Here is a 22,222-nt window from a genome sequence, read left to right as displayed (position 1 = left end):
GCCGTGGCCGGGTTCCGTTGCAGGTTTTGCCGATGGATTACAACCAGTTCTTCGATTCCGCCCTCGATCGTCTCCACGCCGAGCGGCGCTACCGCGTGTTCGCCGACCTCGAGCGCACGGCCGGCCGATTCCCGCACGCGGTCTGGCACTCGCCCAAGGGCAAGCGCGACGTCGTGATCTGGTGCTCCAACGATTATCTCGGCATGGGCCAGCACCCGAAGGTGGTCGGCGCCATGGTCGAGACCGCGACCCGTGTCGGCACCGGTGCCGGCGGCACCCGCAACATCGCCGGCACGCATCATCCGCTGGTCCAGCTCGAGGCCGAGCTCGCCGATCTCCACGGCAAGGAAGCCGCGCTGCTGTTCACCTCGGGCTATGTCTCGAACCAGACCGGCATCCCGACCATCGCAAAGCTCATTCCGAACTGTCTCATCCTGTCGGACGAGCTCAACCACAATTCGATGATCGAGGGCATCCGCCAGTCGGGCTGCGAGCGGGTCGTGTTCCGCCACAACGATCTGGCGCATCTCGAGGAGCTGTTGAAAGCGGCCGACCCGAACCGGCCGAAGCTGATCGTCTGCGAGAGCCTCTATTCCATGGACGGCGACGTCGCCCCGCTCGCCAAGATCTGCGATCTCGCCGAGAAGTACGGTGCGATGACCTATGTCGACGAGGTCCACGCCGTCGGCATGTACGGCCCGCGCGGCGGCGGCATCGCCGAGCGTGACGGCGTCATGCACCGCATCGACGTTCTCGAAGGCACGCTCGCCAAGGCGTTCGGCTGCCTCGGCGGCTACATCGCCGCCAACGGCCAGATCATCGATGCTGTGCGCTCCTATGCGCCGGGCTTCATCTTCACCACCGCGCTGCCGCCGGCGATCTGCTCGGCCGCGACCGCCGCGATCAAGCATCTGAAGACCTCGAACTGGGAGCGCGAGCGCCACCAGGACCGCGCCGCCCGCGTCAAGGCGATCCTCAACGCCGCCGGCCTGCCGGTGATGTCGAGCGATACCCATATCGTGCCGCTGTTCGTCGGCGATCCCGAGAAATGCAAGCAGGCGTCCGACCTGCTGCTCGAGGAGCACGGCATCTACATCCAGCCGATCAACTATCCGACGGTCGCCAAGGGCAGCGAGCGGCTGCGAATCACGCCCTCGCCCTATCACGACGACGGCCTGATCGATCAGCTCGCCGAAGCCCTGCTGCAAGTGTGGGACCGTCTCGGCCTGCCGCTGCGCGAGAAGTCGCTGGCGGCGGAGTAGGCTGTTCGCCTCTCCTTGGAGCCAACTTCTATCGAGCCCGTGGCTGGGCGAGGGTCAGAGAGGGGGGTGCCACACGGGGACTGCCTCGGCGCCCTTCAGGCAACGCGCTTAACGACAACCCCAGTTCCCGCCCCAGCCCGGCATTTCGCTGTCGCCTCCACCCGTCCAACGCGCTAGGTTTGCAGGGAAAATGAGCTTGGGCGCCGCTAGCGCCCTTTCGAGAAGCGCGCTCGCCATGCTGCACGACTGGGGCGTGATCGCCGCCGCCTTCGGCTATATCGGCTTTCTGTTTCTGGTGGCGAGCCATGGCGACCGCCGCTCGCCGGCCGGGCGTGGGCGTGCCTCCGGGCTGATCTATCCGCTGTCGCTGGCGATCTACTGCACCTCCTGGACCTTCTTCGGCTCGGTCGGCTTTGCCACCCGCACCTCGACCGACTTCCTCGCCATCTATGTCGGCCCGATCCTGATGATCGGCCTCGGCGCCGGCGTTCTGCGCCGCGTGATCCAGCTCGCGAAAGCCCACAACATCACCTCGATCGCCGACTTCATCGGAGCCCGCTACGGCAAGAGCCAGGCGGTGGCGGCCACCGTCGCCGGAATCGCGATCATCGGCTCAGTGCCCTACATCGCGCTCCAGCTCAAGGCGGTCGCCTCCTCGCTGGAGACGATCCTGAGCGAAGACCAGGCCTTCTCCCACATCCCGATCATCGGCGACGTGGCGCTGATGGTGACGCTGGCGATGGCGGCCTTCGCCGTGCTGTTCGGCACCCGGCAGACCGACGCCACCGAGCACCAGCACGGCCTGATGCTGGCGGTTGCGACCGAATCCATCGTCAAGCTGGTCGCCTTCCTCGCCGCCGGCATCTTCGTCACCTTCTGGATGTTCTCGCCGCACGAACTGATCGAGCGCGCCATGAAGACGCCGGAGGCGGTGCGCGCCATCAACTATTCGCCGTCGATCGGCAACTTCCTGACCATGACGCTGCTGTCGCTGTGCGCGATCATGCTGCTGCCGCGCCAGTTCCACGTCAGTGTGGTCGAGAACTCCAGCGATGCCGAGGTCGGCCGCGCGCGCTGGCTGTTTCCGCTCTACCTCGTCGCCATCAATCTGTTCGTGATCCCGATCGCGCTCGCCGGCCTCGTCACCTTCCCATTCGGCGTGGCCGACCCCGATATGTACGTGCTGGCGTTGCCGATGGAGGGAGGTGCGGATCTGCTCAGCGTCGCCGTGTTCGTCGGCGGCCTGTCGGCGGCAACCGCGATGGTGATCGTCGAATGCGTCGCGCTCTCCATCATGGTCTCGAACGACCTCGTGGTGCCCCTGGTGCTGCAGCGACGGCCGGAGGGGCGCACCGGCGGCGCCGATTTCAGCAACTTCCTGCTGCGCTCGCGGCGGCTGGCGATCTTCGCCATCATGGTGATGGCCTATTTCTATTACCGCGCGCTCGGCAACACCCAGCTCGCGGCGATCGGCCTGCTCTCCTTTGCCGCCATCGCCCAGCTTGCACCGAGCTTCTTCGGCGGATTGTTGTGGCGGCGCGCCACCGCGCGCGGCGCGATCGGCGGCATGCTGGTCGGCTTCGCGGTGTGGCTCTACACGCTGTTCATACCGAGCTTCATGGATTCCTCGACATCAGGCATCCTGCTGCTTCAGCACGGCCCGTTCGGCATCGAGGCACTACGGCCGCAGGCGCTGTTCGGCGCCGATCTGCCGCCGCTGATGCACGGCGTCATCTGGTCGCTGTCGCTCAACATCCTGACCTATGTGCTGCTGTCGCTGGCACGAAGGCCCTCATCCATCGAGCTGTTGCAGGCCGATCTGTTCGTGCCCAATACGCTCGCGCCGATCTCCCCGAGTTTCCGCCGCTGGCGCACCACCGTCACCGTGCAGGACATCCAGACCACGGTGGCGCAATATCTCGGACCCGACCGTGCGCGGCATTCCTTCGAGGCATTCTCCGCACGGCGTAATTTGCGGCTGGAGCCCGGAGCCCCCGCCGATTTCGAGCTGTTGCAGCACGCCGAGCACCTGATCGCCTCCTCGATTGGAGCTGCCTCCTCCCGCCTCGTGATGTCGCTGCTGCTGCGCAAGCGCACGGTCTCGGCCAGGGCCGCACTCAAGCTGCTCGACGATTCACACGCGGCGCTGCATTTCAACCGCGAGATCCTGCAGACCGCGCTCAACCACGTGCGCCAGGGCATTGCCGTGTTCGATGCCGACCTGCAGCTGATCTGCTCCAACCGGCAGTTCGGCGATCTCCTCAATGTGCCCCCGCACATCGTCCAGTTCGGCACGCCCCTGCGCGAAATCCTGGAATTCATGGGCGTGAGCGATCCCGACCATCAGGCCGACCGTGAGGCGATGATCGAGCAGCGGCTCATAGCCTACACCACCGACAGCGAGCCGTATCTCGAACGCCTGCCGGAACGCCACATGGTGATCGAAGTGCTCACCAACCGCATGCCCGGCGGCGGCTTCGTCATCACGTTCACCGATGTCACGCCTAGCTTCGAGGCGGCGGAGGCTCTGGAGCGCGCCAACGCGACGCTGGAAAAGCGCGTGCGCGACCGCACCGAGGAGCTGACGCGGCTGAATTCCGAGCTGGCCCTGGCCAAGAGCACGGCCGAAGACGCCAGCATCTCCAAGACCCGCTTCCTCGCCGCCGCGAGCCACGACATTCTCCAGCCGCTGAACGCGGCGCGGCTCTATGTCACGAGCCTGGTCGAGCGCCAGCACAGCGGCGAGGAGACCCGGCTGGTCGAGAACATCGACGAATCGCTGCAGGCGATCGAAGAGATCCTCGGCGCGCTCTTGGACATCTCGCGCCTGGACGCCGGCGCGATGACGACCTCGATCTCGAGCTTCAAGATGGCCGATCTGATGCGCTCGCTGGAGATCGAGTTCGCGCCGATCGCGCGCGCCAAGAACTTGGAGCTCACCTTCGTGCCCTGCTCGCTGCCGGTCGAGTCGGATCGGCTCCTGCTGCGGCGCCTGCTGCAGAACCTGATCTCGAATGCGATCAAATACACCCCGCGCGGCCGCGTACTGGTCGGCTGTCGCCGCCAGGGCCCTTCGCTCAAGATCTGCGTCTACGACACCGGCGTCGGCATCCCGCCGGTCAAGCGCGGCGAGATCTTCAAGGAATTCCACCGCCTTGAGCAGGGCGCGCGGATCGCGCGCGGGCTGGGGCTCGGCCTCTCGATCGTCGAACGGCTGGCGCGGGTGCTCAAGCATGGCATCGCCATCGACGGCAACAGAAGCGGCGGCTCGGTGTTCTCAGTGACGGTGCCGACGGCGAAGGCGATCACCCACACCGCCGCCGTGACCAGCGCGACGCCGCTGGCGCGCACACCGATCTCGGGCGCGCTGATCGTCTGCATCGAGAATGACGCGGCGATCCTCGACGGCATGCGCACACTGCTGAAAGCGTGGGACGCCGAGGTGATCGCGGTCGCCGATCCCGAAGGCGCGATCGCCGCGATCGAAACCGCCGGCCGCCGCGTCACCGGCCTCCTGGTCGACTATCATCTCGATCGCGGCAACGGCATCGCCGCGATCCGCGATATCCGCCGCCGTTTCGGCGACGGCATCCCCGCTATCCTGATCACCGCCGACCGCAGCCCCGCCGTGCAGATCGCCGCACGTGACGAGAAGGTCGCGGTGCTCAACAAGCCGGTCAAGCCGGCCTCGCTCCGCGCCCTCCTCGGCCAGTGGCGCACGCAGCAGATGGTGGCGGCGGAGTGAAACGGGCTGCTTGAACGCCACCGGCCTCCGCAACCCAGGTCGCGCATCGCATATGACACTTTGCTCGACCTGAGCGTGCGCCTCGTCCTTCGAGACGACCGCTTCGCGGTCTCCTCAGGATGAGGCTAAGCAGCATCACGGCTCTTTCAATCACAGCCGCGCACTCAATCCTCATCCTGAGGGCCCGCCGAGGCGGGCGTCTCGAAGGACGGCCACAGGCGAAATCGATCCCAGATGCGAGTGCCCCTGGCAAGTCAGGGCGCAAGCCGCGTGAAGACGTAGTCGCGGCTCTTGGCGCGAGCTTCGTGACACGCGAAGCAGGTGCGATGCTGCGCCTCGTCGACCGGCTTGCCATCGACGAAGCGGCCAAAACCCCAGCCGCCGGTCGCGGGATATCTTTTGGAATCCTTGACCATCACCTGGACCGTGGTGGCGGCGCCTGGAATTGTCGCGGATGCAAACTCCGGCGACTGTTTCCGTTTCCAGGCACGCTTGACCAGAATGGTGCCGTCGGGGAACGGGAGCTTGCCGGCTTGATAGGCGTCGATGGCGGTCTGGTTGCCGACCACGGCACGAAGCTCGTCGAGCGGCGCGGCTTCTTCGGCCGGCGCGATCAGCTCCCATTGCTTGTAACCCGGCGGAATGGTGACGCCGAAGATCGGCGAGGCGTCTGCCGTGTTTTGCGCAGGCCCCTCGGCGAGAGCGATCGAGACCAGATAGGGCACGCAAGTCAGCAGAACGACCAGAAGAAGCACGGCCAGCGTGATCACCGTGACGTAGGATCGCTCATCCTTTTCAGGTTCGATGGATGGCATGACGTTTCTTCAAGCTGGGATCGCGAGACATCCCCGGTCCAGCCACGCTGGACCGAGGCACGAATGAACGATCAGGCGCCGTCGGCGTCGATGACGGCCTTGGCAAAGGCCTGCGACGCTTCCTGCGGCAGATTGTGGCCGATGCCGCCGGTGATCAGGCGATGCTCGAACCGGCCCGCGAACTTCTTGGCGAAGGCGCTGACATCGGGGTGCGGCGCGCCGTTGGCGTCGCCTTCCATCGTGATCGTCGGCACCTCGATGACCGGCGCCGCAGCGAGCCTCTTTTCGAGATGCTCGTACTTCGCTTCGCCCTGGGCGAGCCCGAGCCGCCAGCGGTAGTTGTGGATCGTGATCGCGACATGATCCTTGTTGTCGAGCGCCGCTGCGCTTCGATTGAAGGTGGCGTCGTCGAACTTCCACTGCGGCGAGGCGAGCTTCCAGATCAGCTTGGCGAAATCGTGCGTGTACTTCTCGTATCCGGCCCGGCCGCGCTCGGTCGCGAAATAGAACTGATACCACCATTGCAGCTCCGCCTGCGGCGGCAGCGGCATGTTGCCGGCGGCTTGGCTTGAGATCAGATAACCGCTGACCGACACCAGCGCGCGGCAGCGCTCCGGCCACAGCGCGGCGATGATGTCGGCGGTGCGTGCGCCCCAGTCGAAGCCGGCGACGACGGCCTTCTTGATATCGAGCTTGTCCATCAGCGCGATGATGTCGGCGGCCATTGCGGCAGGCTCGCCGTTGCGCGGCGTCTCACTGGAGAGGAAGTGCGTCGAGCCGTAACCGCGCAGATAAGGGATGATCACGCGATAGCCAGCCTTTGCCAGGATCGGTGCGACGTCCACGAAGGCGTGAATGTCGTAAGGCCAGCCATGCAGCAGGATCGCCACGGGACCGTTCGAAGGACCAGCCTCGGCATACCCGACATTGAGGACCCCGGCATCGATCTGCTTGATTGCGCCGAAGGACGCTGTCGATCCGGATGATCCCGGCGCTTCCGTTTCGGCGCGCGCGAGGTCGATCACGCCGAGGCCGACGGCGACGGTTCCGGCGGCGACGCCGAAAAACTTGCGACGATGCTGGTCGATGATCTGCTTCATGGTCGTGCTGCCTCTTGATGGTCGGTGCTGGTGCGTCAGATCAGTGCGACCGTGACGTCGATGTTGCCGCGAACGGCCTTGGAATAGGGACAGGTCTGATGCGCATCATCGATGATGCCGCGTGCGATCTCAGGGTCGAGGCCCGGCAGGCTGACATTGAGGCGTGCCCGGAGCGAATAGGCGCCGTCGTCGAGCACGAGATCGATCTCCGCGTCGATCGCGCATTTCCTGGGAAGGTCGATTTTCCGCTTCCGGGCTGCGATCTCCATCGCGCCTTCGAAGCAGGCCGACCATCCGGCGGCGAACAATTGCTCGGGATTGGTGCCGATGCCTGTGCCGCCCGGTGGCGACAGCTTGACGTCCAGGCGACCGTCGGAGCTGCGCGATATGCCGTCGTGCCGTCCGCCGCTGGTGTGGGTCCTGGCCGTGTAGAGTATCTTTGCCGCCTGGGTCATGAAGCTCTCCTTGCCGTCACGCCACTGACTAGCAGCGGCCGCGACGGCACACCCGTTTGGACTTGTGAGAAGTTGTGAGGTCTTGCCTGGCGCGCCTCACAAAGGCCTGCATCCGCGGTCTGATGCCGATGCAGGAGCAGCCTTGCCGGAGCACGATCATCTGGCTATCGAATGCCTCTCGAAGGGACCAAGATTTCGCCATGACCGAGCCGGCCGGCACTGCGACGGGAACATTGTCGTTCGGGCCATTCTCCGTGACGCCGCATGAAAGGCTGGTGATGCGCGACGGCGTCGCGGTGCCGCTTGGCGCGAAAGCCTTCGACACGCTGGTGGCGCTGATGTCGCGGCCGAACGAGGTCGTCAGCAAATGGGACCTGATGGCGCTGGTGTGGCCCGGCATCACGGTCGAAGAGACCAATCTGCGCTTTCACGTCGCAGCGCTTCGCAAGGCGCTCGGCGACGGCAAGGATGGCGCCCGCTACATCACGACGCTCTCCGGCCGCGGCTATTGCTTCGTGGCGCCGATTTCGCAAACAAATATCGCCTCAGCGCAGCGCCTCGCGCCTCGGCCGGAATTGCCCCCCGTGAAACTGCCGAACCGGCTGCAGCGGATGGTCGGGCGCGACGATGCGATCGCCGCCGTCTCCGACAAGCTCCTCACCTCGCGCTTCGTCACGATTGTCGGCCCCGGCGGCGTCGGCAAAACCGCGGTCGCCGTGGCGATCGCGCACGACCTGCTCGAATCATTCTCGGATGCCGCGCATTTTGTTGATCTGGCCGCGCTGAGCGATCCCGATCTCGTGATCACCTCGATCCTGCTGATGCTTGGCCTGCCGGCCCAGACCGACGATCCCCTGCCCGCACTGCTCGCGCATGTCAGCGACAAGCGGATGCTGCTGATCCTGGACAATTGCGAGCACGTCATCGCGGCGGCCGCACCACTGGCCGCGGAGATCTTCCATGCGGCGCCGCACGTCCATATCCTCGCGACCAGCCGCGAAGCCCTGCGCGTCGAGGGCGAGCAAGTCTATCGATTGGCCCCGCTCGCCGTTCCGCCCGACAATTCCGGGCTGACGATCGCCGCAGCGCAGACCTATCCCGCGCTTCAACTGTTCCTCGAACGCGCCACAGCCAGCGGCGCGCAGATCACGCTCGACGACGCAAATGCCACAATCATCGCGAGGATCTGCCGCAAGCTCGATGGCATGGCGCTGGCGATCGAGCTCGCCGCCGGCCGGGTCGAAGCCTACGGCCTGGAGCAGACCGCCGCGCTGCTCGACGAGCGCCTCAATCTGCTCTGGCAAGGCCAGCGAACGGCGCCACCCCGGCAGAAGACATTGCAGGCCACGCTCGATTGGAGCTACGGATTGCTGTCGGATCTCGAACGCCTGGTGCTGCGCAGGCTTGCGGTCTTCGCCGGGCATTTCACCATCGATGCAGCGCTCGAGGTCGTGCCGGACCAGTGCGTCGATCATGCCCGTCTGTTCGACGCCGTCGACGGTCTCGTTGCCAAATCGATGGTCGCGCCGCGACCGATCGGCGCCATGATGCGCTACCGTCTGCTCGACACGACGCGCGCCTATCTGCTCGAGATCGAACCTGATGACGCGGCGCTCGCCGCCCGCCATGCGATCTACTACCAGCGACGGCTGGAACAGGTCGGCATGACGTGGGCCACGGTGCCGAGCGCGGACGAACGGGCGGCTCACTTCTCGGCGCTTCACAATGTGCGCGCCGCGCTCAACTGGTGCTTCGGCGCGGACGGCGATCTCGGCATCGGCATTGCGCTCGTCGCCGCCGCGGCGCCGATCTTCCTGGCGATGTCCTTGCTGATCGAATGCCGGCGCTGGTCGGAACGGGCGCTGCTGGCGATGGCGCCCTCTTCGCGCGGCAGCGCCGAGGAAATGCACATCCAGGCCGCGCTCGGACTGACCTTGATGTTCACGCGCGGCGGCAGCGAAGCGGCGCGCGGCGCCCTGAGCCGGAGCCTTGCGATCGCCGACGCGCGCGGCGACGACCTCAACCAGCTCCAGCTGCTGGGCCGGATGCATATCTTTCACGAGCGGATGGGAGAGTTCGACGCCGCGCTTGGCTATGCGCAGCAGAGCCTCGCGGTCGCGAGATTGTTGGGCGACCCCGCCTCGATCGCCCTCGCCCACTCCCTCCTCGGCGTCTCGCTGCATCTAGCAGGCAGGCATCGTGACGCGCTTGAGATGCTGGAGATGGCTTGGCAGGGACCGGGCACGGAACGAATCAGCACGGTCTACGGCTTCGATCATCGCAACCGGGCCGGCATCACGCTGGCCCGCGAGCTCTGGCTGCAGGGCCGGCCCGCAGATGCGCTGCAACTGGCGCAGCAGACGGTCACCGAGGCCGCGCAGATGGATCACCCGATCACGCTCTGCATCGCGCTGATCTGGGCGGTCTCGATCGACCTCTGGAGCGGAGACCTCGACGGCGCGGACGAGAACATCGACCGCTTCATCGCGCATGCCAATTCGCGCTCGATGGGGCCCTATCTCGCGGTCGGCCGCGGCGTCAAAGGCGAGCTGGCGATCCGGCGCGGCGATGCCGCCGGTGGCGTCGAGACGATCAGGACTTGCCTGCGCGAGCTCCACGATGCCGGCTACGAGCTGCTCACCACGACGTTCAACATCGCGCTGGTTCAGGGCCTGCTGGCGCTTGGGCAAATCGAACAGAGCGCAGAGCTGATCGACGATGCGCTCCGCCTCGTCGAGCGGAGCGGCGACGATCTCTACATGCCGGAGCTGCTGCGGATGAAGGGCAAGGTCCTATCGCACTTGCCGGAGCCGCGGATCGAGGAAGCAGAGAATTGCCTCATGCAGGCGCTGGAACTCAGCCGCGCCGAGGGCGCGAAAGCCTGGGAGCTGCGGGCAGCAACCGATCTGGCACAGCTTCTTGCCGACCGACGCCGCTACGAGGAAGCAAGACTATTGCTCCGATCGGCACTCGCAGGTTTCGTTGCAGGTTCCGAGACTGCAGATATCAGAGCCGCCGATGCGCTCTTGAAGACGCTGTAGCGGGGGCTCACCCCGTCGGCGTGCCCTGCTTCCACTGGCCGCCGGCGATCTTGGCGGCCGCGATCACCGCCTGGGTGCGGCTCTCGACGCCGAGCTTTTGCAGGATCGCCGAGACATGCGCCTTGATGGTGGCCTCGGAGACCCCGAGCTCGTAGGCGATCTGCTTGTTGAGGAGCCCCTCCGACAGCATCATCAGGACCCGGACCTGCTGCGGCGTCAGCGTCACCAGGCGGTCGCGCAGGCGCGTCATGTCGGGATCGCTAGCTGCGGACAGGTCGGTGTCGGCGGGAACCCAGACGTCGCCTTCCATCACCTTGAGGATGGCGTCGCGCAAGGTCTCGACGCCGAACCGCTTCGGAATGAAGCCGGAGGCGCCGAAATCGAGCGAGCGGCGGATCGTGGCATTGTCGTCGGATGCCGAGACGATCACCACCGGGATCGCCGGGTATTGCGCGCGCAGATAGATCAGGCCGGAAAAGCCTGAGATCCCGGGCATCGAGAGGTCGAGCAGGATCAGGTCGACGTCCGAGGTGTGTTCCAGAAGCTTGGTCAGATCCTCGAACGATCCGGCTTCGTCGATTCTGGCCGAAGTCAGAACGCCCGCCACCGCCTGTCGCAGCGCGTCGCGGAACAGGGGATGGTCATCGGCGATGACGAGATGGGTCGAGGGAGCGTTCATCGTTCTCTTGCTGTCGTTCGCAGGCCGGCGGACCGATCCCGGGTGTGGCAATTCTTCCCCGAGCGGCCGTGGCATGCAAGTGCACATTATCCCTTTGCTGCAAAGGGGTTAATCCGGAATTCTCCGCGACTGTGCACCGTTGCCCGATACCGGGCGTCAGCTGCACGTCAGTGCGCAAGGCCGAAAGTCGTATTGGGGCGGGTTTCACGCCGATGTTACCTTGCGGGCAAGACCTGGGTTGATCCGGCATGTCCGGACATCCGGGGCGCGAGGAAACACGTTTCGGGGAGCGACTCAACATGTCGACAATGGCTGTATCTCAAGCAGGCGCAGGAGGGATGACGAAGGACGAACGGTTCGTCATTCTCGCTTCCTCGCTCGGTACCGTCTTCGAATGGTACGATTTTTACCTCTACGGTTCGCTGGCCAGCATCATCGGCACGCAGTTCTTCTCGGCCTATCCGCCGGCAACCCGCGACATCTTCGCGCTGCTTGCGTTCGCAGCCGGCTTCCTGGTGCGTCCGTTCGGTGCGATCGTGTTCGGCCGCATCGGCGACATCGTCGGCCGCAAATACACCTTCCTCGTCACCATCCTGATCATGGGTCTGTCGACCTTCATCGTCGGCCTGCTGCCGAGCGCGGCAAGCATCGGCATCGCGGCTCCGATCATCCTGATCGCGCTGCGCCTCGCCCAGGGCCTGGCGCTCGGCGGTGAGTATGGCGGCGCGGCGACCTATGTCGCGGAGCATGCTCCGAACGGCAAGCGCGGCTACTACACCTCCTTCATCCAGACCACCGCGACGCTCGGCCTGTTCCTGTCGCTGCTGGTGATCCTGTTCACCCGCAGCGCCCTCGGCGAACCAGACTTCGCCGCCTGGGGCTGGCGTATCCCGTTCCTGGTCTCGGTGCTGCTGCTCGGCGTCTCGGTCTGGATCCGGCTCCGCCTCAACGAATCCCCGATCTTCCAGAAGATGAAGGACGAGGGAAAGAGCTCGAAGGCACCGCTGACCGAAGCCTTCGGCAACTGGCAGAACGGCAAGCTCGTGCTGCTCGCGCTGCTCGGCGGCGTGATGGGCCAGGGCGTGGTCTGGTACACCGGCCAGTTCTACGCGCTGTTCTTCCTGCAATCGATCCTGAAGGTGGACGGATACACCGCCAATCTGCTGATCGCCTGGTCGCTGCTGCTGGGCACCGGCTTCTTCATCGTGTTCGGCATGCTGTCCGATCGTATCGGCCGCAAGCCGATCATCCTCGGCGGCTGCCTGATCGCGGCACTGACCTTCTTCCCGATCTTCAAGATGATCACCACCAACGCCAACCCGGCGCTGGAAAAGGCCATCGAGCAGACCAAGGTCGAGGTGGTGGCCGATCCCAAGGGCTGCGGCGACCTGTTCAATCCGGTCGGCACCCGCGTCTTCAGCGCGCCTTGCGATACCGCACGTGCCTTCCTGTCGCAGTCGTCGGTCAAGTACTCGACCACGTCAGGCGCGGCCGGCTCGGGCGTGAAGGTGATGGTCAACGGCAAGGAAGTGCCGTACGCCAACGCCAAGGACGGCAACCCGGCGGTCCTGGCCGCGGTGCAGGCGGCCGGCTATCCGAAGGCCGGCGACGCCGGAATCGTGAAGATGGCGCATCCGCTCGACATCTTCCGTCCGCAGGTGGCAGCGATCATCGGCCTGCTGTTCGTGCTCGTGGTCTACGTCACCATGGTGTACGGCCCGATCGCGGCGATGCTGGTCGAACTGTTCCCGACCCGCATCCGCTACACCTCGATGTCGCTGCCCTACCACATTGGTAACGGCTGGTTCGGCGGCCTGTTGCCGGCGACCGCCTTTGCCATCGTGGCCTCGACCGGCGACATCTATGCCGGCCTCTGGTACCCGATCATCTTCGCCGCGATTACCGTCGTGGTCGGCTTCCTCTTCCTGCCCGAGACCAAGGACGTCGACATCAAGTCGACCTGATCGAAAGCAGCGATCTCAACCAGCACGAACCGGCCGCGGTCTCCGCGGCCGGTTTTGTTTTGTGGGAGCCTTTTGTTTTGACGCGTTTTCCTGATGCGAACCGGCGCTCGCAAACGCTCTATTGATTGCTGCCGACGAATTGCAGCACCACCTCGCGCCGGTGCGGGCGCTTGCGATGCTCGATCAGATAGATCGCCTGCCAGGTGCCGAGTGCAAGCCTGCCGTTCAGAACCGGGACCTGAAGCGAGGTCCCGGTCAACATCGTCTTGACGTGCGCCGGCATGTCGTCCGGTCCTTCGGTGTCGTGGGTCCACCCGGCATTCTCCGGCGCCAGCCGGGACAGCGCCGTGGCGAGGTCGACAAGCACGGAAGGATCAGCGTTCTCCTGGATCGTCAGCGAGGCCGAGGTATGGCGGATGAACAGCGTCAACGCACCGTCGCGTGCGTGAACCTCGTTGATGAATCCTGCGGCTTCGCTGGTGAGGTCGGTGAAGCCATGGCCCGATGTCTGCACCGTCAGCAGCGACGATGAGATGGTGGTGGCCTGCACCGTCGATGGCGCCGAGCGGGTCACGGATTTGCCTGATGTCATGAAGGGCCTCTCAACTCGCAAAGCTGCCGTAGGGTGGGCAAAGGCGCGAAGCGCCGTGCCCACGCCTTCCTTCACCGTCGTGGAGACAACGTGGGCACGGCGTAAGAACGCCTTTGCCCACCCTACGGCCTCTCAACGCATGGAGGGACCGTCAAATCTTTCCCGACACGTCCTTTTGCACCCGGTTGGCCATGTCGATCAGCCGCCGCCAGGCCTTTTCCAGAAACGACATCACGCGATCGACGTCCTGGTCGCTCGGCAACGGGATCTCGATCTTGCGCTCGCCCTCGGCACTCCTGGGCTCGGCTTTCTTCAGCGGGTCGGATTTCGGCAGCGCCTCGTCGATCTTGCCCGACACCGTCGGCCCCGCCGCGAGTTGTCCCTTCAGCTTCTCGACCTCGGCCTGGAGCCTGCCGATCTCGGCATCGAGCGCCGTCCGTTCGTCGGGCACTGCATAGCAGGCCCAGCCGGCGCCGTTCTTGCTGCAGGTCGAAACCGTGCCGGTGCGTGTGTCGAGCCGCAGCACGCCCTCGGGGATCGGCGCCATGCTGTAGCGACCGTTTTCGCCGTCGGGCGCGGATTCCGCGGCCACGAGACCGCCGCCGATCGCCATCGCCGCGGCAAACGCCGCCGCCGCAAGCCAGGAAGTTGTGCAGGATGTTGTGGATGACGTCTCGGGTCTCATCACGCTCTCCGCCACGACGTGCAGGTGGCAATCTGGCAAATTCTACACCCGGGCGAGGCGATCCGCCGCCCAAAACCCACACCGACATCAACGATCCCAGCGGCGTCTTCGATCCCGGCAGCGCGGCGAAAGGGCGGTCGCGTCCGCCGATCATGAGGCGAGCTGCTGCGGTGCGGCGTCACGCTGTGTGCAGCGCTGCCGTGCACGCCAATATTGTCAAATAAATCAGTCACATAACCGAAAGCGACGCAATCGTGACTTGGCTTGACTTGATTATAGGCCATCAGTATGGTCCGCGCGGCTTTTGAGGGTGGCGGGCGTAATTTCCATTCAGCCGCGGCGTTTCGGGTCTTCGTTGCATGACACAGGGCACGGGGCACGGCGAGAATGGGGATCGCGATAGATCGTCCGAGGAAGCTGCGCTTTCCGAACGGCTCGGAAGTCTTGATCAGAGGTTGTCCGAATTTCGCGACCGCCGGATCAAGACCGAGCAACCCGCAGGTGACGGTGGAGACGGAGCGGCCAGAGCCTCGGCGATGGCGCTAGGTTTCCGACTATCCTCGGAGTTGATCGCCGGCGTCGTGGTCGGAGCGGGGATTGGCTGGGGTTTCGACCGCTTGCTGTCGACCTCGCCTTTCGGGTTTATCGTGTTCCTGTTGCTGGGCTTCGTCGCCGGCGTAGTGAATGTGGTGAGAACGGCAGGCGCGGGTCAAAACAGGCGCGGTGGATCATAGCCGATCCGCACCATGAGTGTGATCGTGCCGGTCTTGCCGGTACGGGCCGGCCCGGCCGGCAGACCGAGACCCGCCGGCATTGCCCGGCAGACCAAGAGATGCCGCGCTGATGAAAATCGATCCGATCCACCAGTTCAACATCGAGCCTCTCTTCACCCTGGGCCATATCGGCAATCACACGATCGCCTTCACCAATTCGTCGCTCTACATGCTGGTGGCGGTGGCGGTGATCTCGATCCTGATGCTCGCCAGCGGCACGCAGCTGGTTCCCGGGCGCCTGCAGTCGGTCGCCGAGATCTCCTACGAATTCGTCGCCTCGACCATCCGTTCGACGGCCGGCGCGGAAGGCATGAAATTCTTCCCGCTGATCTTCTCGCTGTTCATGTTCATCTGCGTCTCGAACCTGGTCGGCATCATTCCCTACACCTTCACGGTGTCGAGCCATCTGATCGTCACCGCGGCGCTCGCGCTCCTGGTGTTCTTCACGGTGCTGATCTACGGCGTCGCCAAGAACGGCCTGAAATTCTTCTCGATCTTCGTGCCCCACGGTGTCCCCGGCTACATCCTGCCGCTGGTGATGTTCATCGAGGTCCTGTCGTTCTTCCTGCGGCCGGTCTCCCACAGCGTCCGTCTGTTCGCCAACATGCTGGCCGGCCACATCGCGCTGAAGGTGTTCGCGGGCTTCGTTGCCATGCTCGGCTTCTCGCTCGGCGCCCTGGGCTGGGTCGGCGGCGTGCTGCCGCTGGCGCTCACGGTCGCGCTGTACGCCCTCGAGATTCTGGTCGCGTTCCTGCAGGCCTATGTGTTCGCGATCCTGACCTGCATCTACCTCAACGACGCCATTCATCCGGGACACTGAGCGGTCCGGGGAATTTCCACCCAAAACCCAATCTTTCTTCCAAGGAGTCTAAAATGGATCCGGCAGCAGCAAAACTTATCGGCGCGGGCATCGCGTGCATCGGCATGGGCGGTGCGGGCGTCGGCGTCGGCGTGATCTTCGGCAACTACCTCGCCGCAGCCGTTCGCAACCCGTCGGCCGCTCAGGGCCAGTTCGGCAACCTGATCTTCGGCTTCGCCGTGACCGAAGCGCTCGGCATTTTCTCGCTGCTGATCGCGCTGCTGCTGCTGTTCGTTCCGCTCTGAGAACGACGTTCTTCGCGCCGCTTCAACCGAAGCGGCGCGCATGACAGCAACAGGAGTAATCCATGGCTGAGAGTCATGGCGGGGCGAAGGGTCCGGCGGCGGGCGCCCACACCGAGGCTGACGGTGGTCATCACGGTGGCGGCTTTCCGCCGTTCGAGAGCAGCAACTATGCTTCGCAGCTGGTGTCGCTCGCGATCTTCTTCGTCGTGCTTTACGTGATAGTGTCCAAGCTCGCTCTGCCGAAGGTCGGCGGTGCGATCGAAGCGCGTCAAAACAAGATCGATGGCGACCTCGCCGAAGCGCAGAAGCTGAAGGACCAGTCCGACGCGGCGCTGAAGGCCTATGAAAGCGAACTCGCCTCGGCGCGTTCGCGGGCGCAGGCGATCGGCAACGAATCCCGCGACAAGGCGAATGCGCAGGCGGACGCCGAGCGCAAGGCTCTGGAGGAGCAACTGGCGGCCAAGCTCGCCGGGGCGGAAAAGACCATCGCCTCGACCCGCACCGCCGCCATGAGCAACGTCCGCGGCATCGCGGCCGATGCGGCAGGTCAGATCGTGCAACAGCTCACCGGCGTCGTCCCTGATGCCGCGTCGGTCAATGCAGCGGTCGATGCGTCGCTGAAAGGTTAGTCGAGATGTTCTTCGATCCTGAAACCTGGGTCGCCATCGCTTTCGTGATCCTGATGGTCGTGTTTGGCTATCTCGGCGTCTTCAAGTCGGCGATGACCGCGCTCGATCATCGTGCCGAGCGCATCAAGGCCGAGCTCGACGACGCCCAGCGCCTCAAGCAGGAAGCCGCCAAGGTGCTGGCCGACTACAAGGCGCGCACCGCCTCGGCCGAACGCGAGGCCGCCGAGATCATCGCCAACGCCAGAAGCGAAGCCGAGCGCATCGCGGCTGACGCCAAGGCGAAGATGGAAGACTTCGTGGCACGTCGGACCAAGACCGCGGAAAGCAAGATCGCGCTCGCCGAGGCCCAGGCGCTGGCCGATGTCCGCGCCGCAGCCGCGGAAGCCGCCGTCCAGGCCGCCTCGACGATCCTGTCGCAGTCGGTCAAGGGTCAGGTCGCCGACGATTTGCTGGCCAAGGGCATCAACGAAGTCAGGCAGAAGCTGAACTGAGGGATTTGCCTTCGCCAATCAAAAAGCCGGCGCGATGAGCGCCGGCTTTTTTGTTTGTCGACTACTGAGTGTCATCACCCGCGAAAGCGGGTGATCCAGTACGCCGAGGCTTCTCGGTTCAAGCACCGCGGCCTCTGGAATACTGGACTGCCCGCCCCTGTGCGCAATTGCACACTAGGCGGGCAATGACAGCTGAGATTGCCGCGCGACCTTCCCTACTTCTTCTTCCGCCCCTTCGGCTCGGGCGAGAGCGCCTGCGGGTCGAAGCCGACATAGAAAATGTAGCTATCGGCGACCGCAGGCGGCGGCACCGGATAAGTCATGTCCTCGATCACGAAGGTAAAGGGCACGCTGCCCCCTTCGGTCATGTCGACCGTGGTCCGGTAAGCCTTCGAGGCGATCACCTTCTCGCCGACGCCGCCCTGCACGACGGCGATGCGCAGGGGCACTTCGACGGAGGCAGGCGCACCGGCGGGACCGGCGATCACGCGGCCCTGGATGCCAATCCGGGCGGTGATGCCGCCGCTGCTGCGGGCACATTCGCGCGCCATCTTGGTGATCGAGGCCTGGAAGCGAATCTCATTGCCGACGGCCGGTTTGCCGGCGGCGCCGACCGCGTAGGTCGAGGCCCCCGCACGCACCGTGACCTGCGGGCAATCGAGCTCGTCTTCGGCCGGCTGGCCGGGCGCAGGCGGTGGCTTGGGCTGGGCCGACTCATCGGACTTGCCGCCGAACAGGCTCTTGAAGCGGTCGGTCAGTGACTGGGCCGCCACCGGCGAGACAGAGGCGAGCGCAACCGACAACGCCAGCGCGATTCCCCCTCCCAGCCGCAACGCATTCCGCGATGACCGAAGCTGCTGCACCTTCAACGCCTATACTCCAATGACAATTGTCCGGCCGATTGCCGGCCAGCGCATGCGGTTATATCGCCAAAATCGGCGAACCCAAGGCAGCAAAAAGGGGGACTTGGCCGCATGAATCGGGCGGCTCAGCCGCGGAAATCCTCATGGAGCAGGCCAAACAGCAAATGATCCTGCCAGACGCCGTTGATGCAGAGATAACGGCGGGCAAGCCCCTCGCGGGAGAAGCCGCACTTTTCCAGCACCCGGATCGACGGCGCATTGGTGGGGATGCAGGCGGCCTCGACCCGGTGCAGGTTGAGCTCGCCGAACAGTGTCGGCAGCAGCACCCGCAGCGCCGCCGTCATGTAGCCGCGATGGGCATGAGGCTGCCCGATCCAATAGCCGATGGTGCCGGCCTGCACGATGCCGCGGCGGACATTGGCCAGCGTGATGCCACCGACCATGGCGCCGTCGAGCTCGCGGAAGATCAGAAAGGGATAGGAGCGGTCCGCGGCGATGTCCTCGGAATAGCGGCGCAGACGGCGGCGGAAGCCCGAGCGGGTGAGATCGTCCGAAGGCCAGATCGGCTCCCAGGGCGTCAGGTAGTCGCGGCTGGACTCGCGCAAGTGAGCCCATTGCAGGAAGTCCGACATCTGCGGCGCGCGCAACAACAGCCCGTTGCCGCGCGGCGCGAGGGCGGCGGGTCCACTGGACGGCAGGCGAAAGAGGGCCATGGTGATGCTTTCCGGGGCAGTCTCGCCGTTGCGCGGCTCCTAATGCAGCCGCGCCTTGGCGCGCGCCCGAGTCAATCCTTCCGCAAAAGACACCGCCGTGTCCAGACCCCTGCCACTGCCTAATGCGACAACGGCAGGCCGGCTCCGCGACAACAGCGCACGCGCCGCGTCCCGGGTCGATTCGACGCTGACGGCGTCGATCCGGCCCACCAGCTCCTCGACCGTCTGCGGCCGGCCATAGGCCAGCACGTGCCGGGCGAGCTGTTCGGCGCGGGAAGAGCAGCTCTCCAGCGCCATCAGGAGACCTGCCTTCATCTGCGCCTTGGCCCGCGCGATCTCGGCCTCGGTCAGCGTCTCCACCGAATCGTTCATGATGTCGACCACGACCTCCATCATCTCCGGCGCATCGGCCGGATCGGTACCGGTGTAGAGGCCGAAGAATCCGGTATCGGTATAGGGCGCGTGGAACGAATAGATGGAGTAGCAGAGGCCGCGCTTCTCGCGCACCTCCTGGAACAGGCGGGACGACATTCCGCCGCCGAGGATGTTGGTGAAGACCTGGAGCGAAAACAGCGACAAATCGCTCTGCGGCACGCCTTCCAGCGCCAGCGTCAGATGCGCCTGCTCCAGTTCGCGATGCACCACCTTGGCGCCGCCCTTGCCGAACTGAGCGGTTTGCGGCTTCGGGCCCGGCGTCCCCGCGAAACTGGCAAAGCGCTTCTCGGCCTCGGCGACCACCTGATCGTGATCGACCGCGCCGGCCGCCGCCACCACCATGTCGGGCCCGCGATAATGGGTCGAGAGGTAGCCGCGCAGCATGTCGCGGTTGAAGCTGCGCAGCGTCTTGGCCGTGCCAAGCAGCGAGCGGCCCATGGGCTGGTCGGGATAGCAGAGCTCGTTGAGATGCTCGAATACGACGTCATCCGGCGTATCCTGCGCAGCCCCGATCTCCTGCACGATGACGTTCTTCTCGCGCTCCAGCTCGTCGGGCTCGAAGGCGGGATTGGCAAGGATGTCGGCCAGCACGTCAAGCGCGAGCGGCACGTCGGCCTTCAGCACCCGCGCATAATAGGACGTGGTCTCGGTCGAGGTGCCGGCATTGAGGTCGCCGCCGACCGCCTCGATCTCCTCGACGATCTCGCGCGAGGAGCGCTTCGTCGTGCCCTTGAACGCCATGTGCTCGAGCAGATGCGAAATGCCATGCTCGTTCGGCTTCTCGTCACGGCCGCCGACGCCGGCCCAGACGCCGAGCGCCGCGGTCTCGAGATGGGGCATCTTGTCGGTAACCACGGTCAGGCCGGAAGCAAGCTTGGAAATCTCGACGCTCATCCGGCAACTCCCTGCTTCGCAGCGCGGCTGACCGACAGCACGAACCGCTCGACCTCGGCCTGATCGTTCTTCATCACCTTCATGTGTTCGGATTTGGTCATCAATCCGTCGAGCCAGGCCGGCAGTTGCGGCCGCTGGCCGCAGGCCGCTTCGACAGCGTCGGGGAATTTGGCTGGATGCGCGGTGGAGAGCACGATGCTCGGCACCCTCGTGTCCGTGGTGTCGCGATCGGCGACAGCGAGCGCCACCGCCGTATGGGGATCGACCAGCTCGCCTGCCTCGCGCCAGCCGGCGCGGATCGCAGCCGCGGTCTCGGTCTCGTCGGCGCGCCCGGCGTCGAACTCCTCGCGGATTGCGGCCAGCGTCGCATCGGGCAGCACGAAACGCCCGGACTGCTTCAGCGAATCCATCAGACGGCGCACGCCCGCCGCATCGCGCCGGCCGGCCTCGAACAGCAGCCGCTCGAAATTCGACGAGATCTGGATGTCCATCGATGGCGACGCCGTCGCGTGCACCTCGCGCACTTCGTAGATCCCGGTCTTCAGCGTACGCGCCAGGATGTCGTTGACGTTGGCGGCGATGCGCAGGGTCCGCACCGGCAATCCCATGCGCTTGGCGACGTAGCCGGCAAAGATGTCGCCGAAATTGCCGGTCGGCACGACGAAATCCACCGCGCGCGCCGGCGCACCGACGGCGACCGCCGAGGTGAAATAGTAGACCACCTGTGCGACGATGCGCGCCCAGTTGATGGAATTGACGCCGGAGAGCGAGGTCGCATCGCGGAAGCGGTGGTTGTTGAACATCCCCTTCACGAGCGCCTGGCAGTCATCGAAATTGCCCTCGATCGCGAGCGCATGGACATTGGCCGCGCCCGTCGACGTCATCATCCGCCGCTGCACCTCGGAGATGCGGCCGTGCGGAAACAGCACGATCAGGTCCACGTTCTCGAGGCCGGCGAATGCCTCCACAGCGGCGCCGCCAGTATCGCCTGACGTCGCGACCACGATGGTGGTGCGCTGGCCGCGCTTGGCGAGCACATGGTCCATCAGCCGCGAGATCAGCTGCATCGCCACGTCCTTGAAGGCGAGCGTCGGGCCGTGGAACAGCTCCAGCACGAACTGGTGCGGCGACATCTGGCGCAGCGGCACCACCGCCGGGTGGCGGAAGGTCGCATAGGCCTCGTTCGCCATGCGGCCGAGCTCAGCGTCGGTGATCTCGCCGCCGATGAAGGGACGAATCACATCGACCGCGACCTCCCAATAGGGACGGCCGAAGAACCCGGCGATGGTCTCGGTGGAGAGAAGCGGCCAGATGGTTGGCACATACAGGCCGCCATCGCGCGCGAGCCCGGTCAGCATCACGTCGCAGAAGCCGAGTTCGGGGGCCTCGCCCCGGGTCGAGATATAACGAGTCAAACTGCCCTCCAAAGGCCGAGCAGCCTGAGCCGCTCGTTAAGCCTTTGATTTTACGAAATTACTTGTTAGCGGCCAGAGGCTTTGGGCCACCATAAAGTGTTTTGCGGCATCAGGAAACCGCTTCCGCCTCTACCCGCTCCAACGAAAAAGGGCTGCGGTGGTGGCCGCAGCCCTTCTCTTGGAAGGTCTGTCGTTGATGTGTGCAGACCGGTTTGCCTCTCGGGGTCGCCGACCCGTCAAAACTGTTCGCGCAACCTTTCGTCGCCTGTCACGAAACCGTCAAGGGCGAAAACGATGAGGGCGAGAAAATGTTCCTATTTTTCCCGACCTGGATCCGGCGCTGGCAAGCGCAGCCAAGCAGCGACACGCCGCGTATTGCCGCCATTTCCCGAATTCACGAAGATCTCGGGAACGAATGCCGCCTCCCCTCATTGGGGTCGGCGGATGGGTGTCGGCGGTGTCCATGCATTGCCCGGCTGCACGCTGACACCGATCCGTTCCGCCGAACCGGCTGCATCCTGGAGCGGCCGGTTCGGTGCTTCCGGGCCGCCAGTGCCCGGGCCGCCA

At 65.2% G+C, this 22,222-nt stretch carries 19 protein-coding genes; 9 read left to right on the top strand and 10 right to left on the bottom strand.

All coding sequences use genetic code 11. The annotated features are described in order from the left end of the window. Positions 1 to 32: 32 nt before the first annotated feature. Together hemA and UNPA324_RS26065 are read left to right on the top strand one after the other, a co-directional pair. Complete coding sequence (gene hemA / locus UNPA324_RS26070) at positions 33 to 1,262, top strand: 5-aminolevulinate synthase (RefSeq protein ID WP_128920362.1); 1,230 nt, start codon at positions 33 to 35, stop codon at positions 1,260 to 1,262. Between the two features lie 235 nt (positions 1,263 to 1,497). Then, positions 1,498 to 5,007: a PAS domain-containing hybrid sensor histidine kinase/response regulator gene (locus UNPA324_RS26065; protein WP_141936644.1), complete on the top strand. Its 3,510-nt coding sequence runs from the start codon at positions 1,498 to 1,500 to the stop codon at positions 5,005 to 5,007. A gap of 254 nt (positions 5,008 to 5,261) precedes the next feature. On the opposite strand, the gene UNPA324_RS26060 is transcribed toward UNPA324_RS26065, so the two are convergent. From UNPA324_RS26060 to UNPA324_RS26050, 3 genes are all read right to left on the bottom strand, one after another. Then, entirely contained in the window at positions 5,262 to 5,822 is a 561-nt protein-coding gene (locus UNPA324_RS26060; protein ID WP_141936643.1) for a cytochrome P460 family protein, read from the bottom strand. 71 nt (positions 5,823 to 5,893) lie between these two features. Beyond that, positions 5,894 to 6,922, bottom strand: coding sequence for an alpha/beta fold hydrolase (locus UNPA324_RS26055; RefSeq protein WP_141936641.1), 1,029 nt, complete (start codon positions 6,920 to 6,922; stop codon positions 5,894 to 5,896). A gap of 35 nt (positions 6,923 to 6,957) precedes the next feature. Then, a complete protein-coding gene (locus tag UNPA324_RS26050; protein WP_128920358.1) occupies positions 6,958 to 7,377 on the bottom strand; it encodes an organic hydroperoxide resistance protein in 420 nt (139 codons plus the stop codon). A gap of 200 nt (positions 7,378 to 7,577) precedes the next feature. On the opposite strand from UNPA324_RS26050, the gene UNPA324_RS26045 reads away from it, so the two are divergent. Continuing rightward, entirely contained in the window at positions 7,578 to 10,418 is a 2,841-nt protein-coding gene (locus UNPA324_RS26045) for an ATP-binding protein (protein WP_141936639.1), read from the top strand. Positions 10,419 to 10,425: 7 nt separating this feature from the next. Here UNPA324_RS26045 and UNPA324_RS26040 read toward each other — a convergent pair whose 3' ends face one another. After that, positions 10,426 to 11,097, bottom strand: a complete 672-nt coding sequence (locus UNPA324_RS26040) for a response regulator (RefSeq protein ID WP_128920356.1) — start codon at positions 11,095 to 11,097, stop codon at positions 10,426 to 10,428. A gap of 338 nt (positions 11,098 to 11,435) precedes the next feature. On the opposite strand from UNPA324_RS26040, the gene UNPA324_RS26035 reads away from it, so the two are divergent. Beyond that, the gene (locus tag UNPA324_RS26035; protein ID WP_181769521.1) at positions 11,436 to 13,061 is read left to right on the top strand and encodes an MFS transporter; all 1,626 of its coding nucleotides are present in this window, start codon (positions 11,436 to 11,438) and stop codon (positions 13,059 to 13,061) included. A gap of 118 nt (positions 13,062 to 13,179) precedes the next feature. Here the strand turns inward: UNPA324_RS26035 and UNPA324_RS26030 are convergent, their stop codons facing one another. Both UNPA324_RS26030 and UNPA324_RS26025 read right to left on the bottom strand, forming a co-directional pair. Then, positions 13,180 to 13,653 (bottom strand): secondary thiamine-phosphate synthase enzyme YjbQ, encoded by a 474-nt coding sequence (locus UNPA324_RS26030; protein WP_181769520.1) that lies wholly within the window; start codon positions 13,651 to 13,653, stop codon positions 13,180 to 13,182. A gap of 151 nt (positions 13,654 to 13,804) precedes the next feature. Continuing rightward, complete coding sequence (locus UNPA324_RS26025; RefSeq protein ID WP_128920353.1) at positions 13,805 to 14,338, bottom strand: hypothetical protein; 534 nt, start codon at positions 14,336 to 14,338, stop codon at positions 13,805 to 13,807. Positions 14,339 to 14,697: 359 nt separating this feature from the next. Here UNPA324_RS26025 and UNPA324_RS26015 point away from each other — a divergent pair, with 359 nt between their 5' ends. The 5 genes from UNPA324_RS26015 to UNPA324_RS25995 all read left to right on the top strand — a co-directional run bounded on the left by UNPA324_RS26015 (position 14,698) and on the right by UNPA324_RS25995 (position 17,335). Then, complete coding sequence (locus UNPA324_RS26015) at positions 14,698 to 15,072, top strand: AtpZ/AtpI family protein (RefSeq protein ID WP_128920352.1); 375 nt, start codon at positions 14,698 to 14,700, stop codon at positions 15,070 to 15,072. Positions 15,073 to 15,181: 109 nt separating this feature from the next. Next, a complete protein-coding gene (locus UNPA324_RS26010; RefSeq protein WP_028139850.1) occupies positions 15,182 to 15,931 on the top strand; it encodes a F0F1 ATP synthase subunit A in 750 nt (249 codons plus the stop codon). A 53-nt stretch (positions 15,932 to 15,984) separates the two neighbouring features. Continuing rightward, complete coding sequence (locus UNPA324_RS26005; protein WP_007599451.1) at positions 15,985 to 16,215, top strand: F0F1 ATP synthase subunit C; 231 nt, start codon at positions 15,985 to 15,987, stop codon at positions 16,213 to 16,215. A gap of 62 nt (positions 16,216 to 16,277) precedes the next feature. Next, positions 16,278 to 16,844: a F0F1 ATP synthase subunit B family protein gene (locus UNPA324_RS26000; protein ID WP_128920351.1), complete on the top strand. Its 567-nt coding sequence runs from the start codon at positions 16,278 to 16,280 to the stop codon at positions 16,842 to 16,844. Between the two features lie 5 nt (positions 16,845 to 16,849). After that, positions 16,850 to 17,335, top strand: coding sequence for a F0F1 ATP synthase subunit B family protein (locus UNPA324_RS25995; protein ID WP_128920350.1), 486 nt, complete (start codon positions 16,850 to 16,852; stop codon positions 17,333 to 17,335). A 215-nt stretch (positions 17,336 to 17,550) separates the two neighbouring features. On the opposite strand, the gene UNPA324_RS25990 is transcribed toward UNPA324_RS25995, so the two are convergent. From UNPA324_RS25990 to thrC, 4 genes are all read right to left on the bottom strand, one after another. Next, positions 17,551 to 18,198, bottom strand: coding sequence for a hypothetical protein (locus tag UNPA324_RS25990; protein WP_141936633.1), 648 nt, complete (start codon positions 18,196 to 18,198; stop codon positions 17,551 to 17,553). 125 nt (positions 18,199 to 18,323) lie between these two features. After that, entirely contained in the window at positions 18,324 to 18,911 is a 588-nt protein-coding gene (locus UNPA324_RS25985; protein ID WP_128920349.1) for a GNAT family N-acetyltransferase, read from the bottom strand. Positions 18,912 to 18,950: 39 nt separating this feature from the next. Continuing rightward, entirely contained in the window at positions 18,951 to 20,240 is a 1,290-nt protein-coding gene (locus UNPA324_RS25980) for a M16 family metallopeptidase (protein ID WP_128920348.1), read from the bottom strand. Further along, positions 20,237 to 21,655 (bottom strand): threonine synthase, encoded by a 1,419-nt coding sequence (gene thrC, locus UNPA324_RS25975; protein ID WP_164936383.1) that lies wholly within the window; start codon positions 21,653 to 21,655, stop codon positions 20,237 to 20,239. Before thrC ends, UNPA324_RS25980 begins: the two co-directional genes overlap by 4 nt. Positions 21,656 to 22,222 lie beyond the last annotated feature (567 nt).

This window comes from Bradyrhizobium sp. UNPA324 (genome assembly GCF_006658635.1).
Classification (GTDB): domain Bacteria; phylum Pseudomonadota; class Alphaproteobacteria; order Rhizobiales; family Xanthobacteraceae; genus Bradyrhizobium; species Bradyrhizobium nanningense.
Note: the sequence above shows the minus strand (reverse complement) of the source record. Positions and strands in the feature narration are given on the sequence as shown.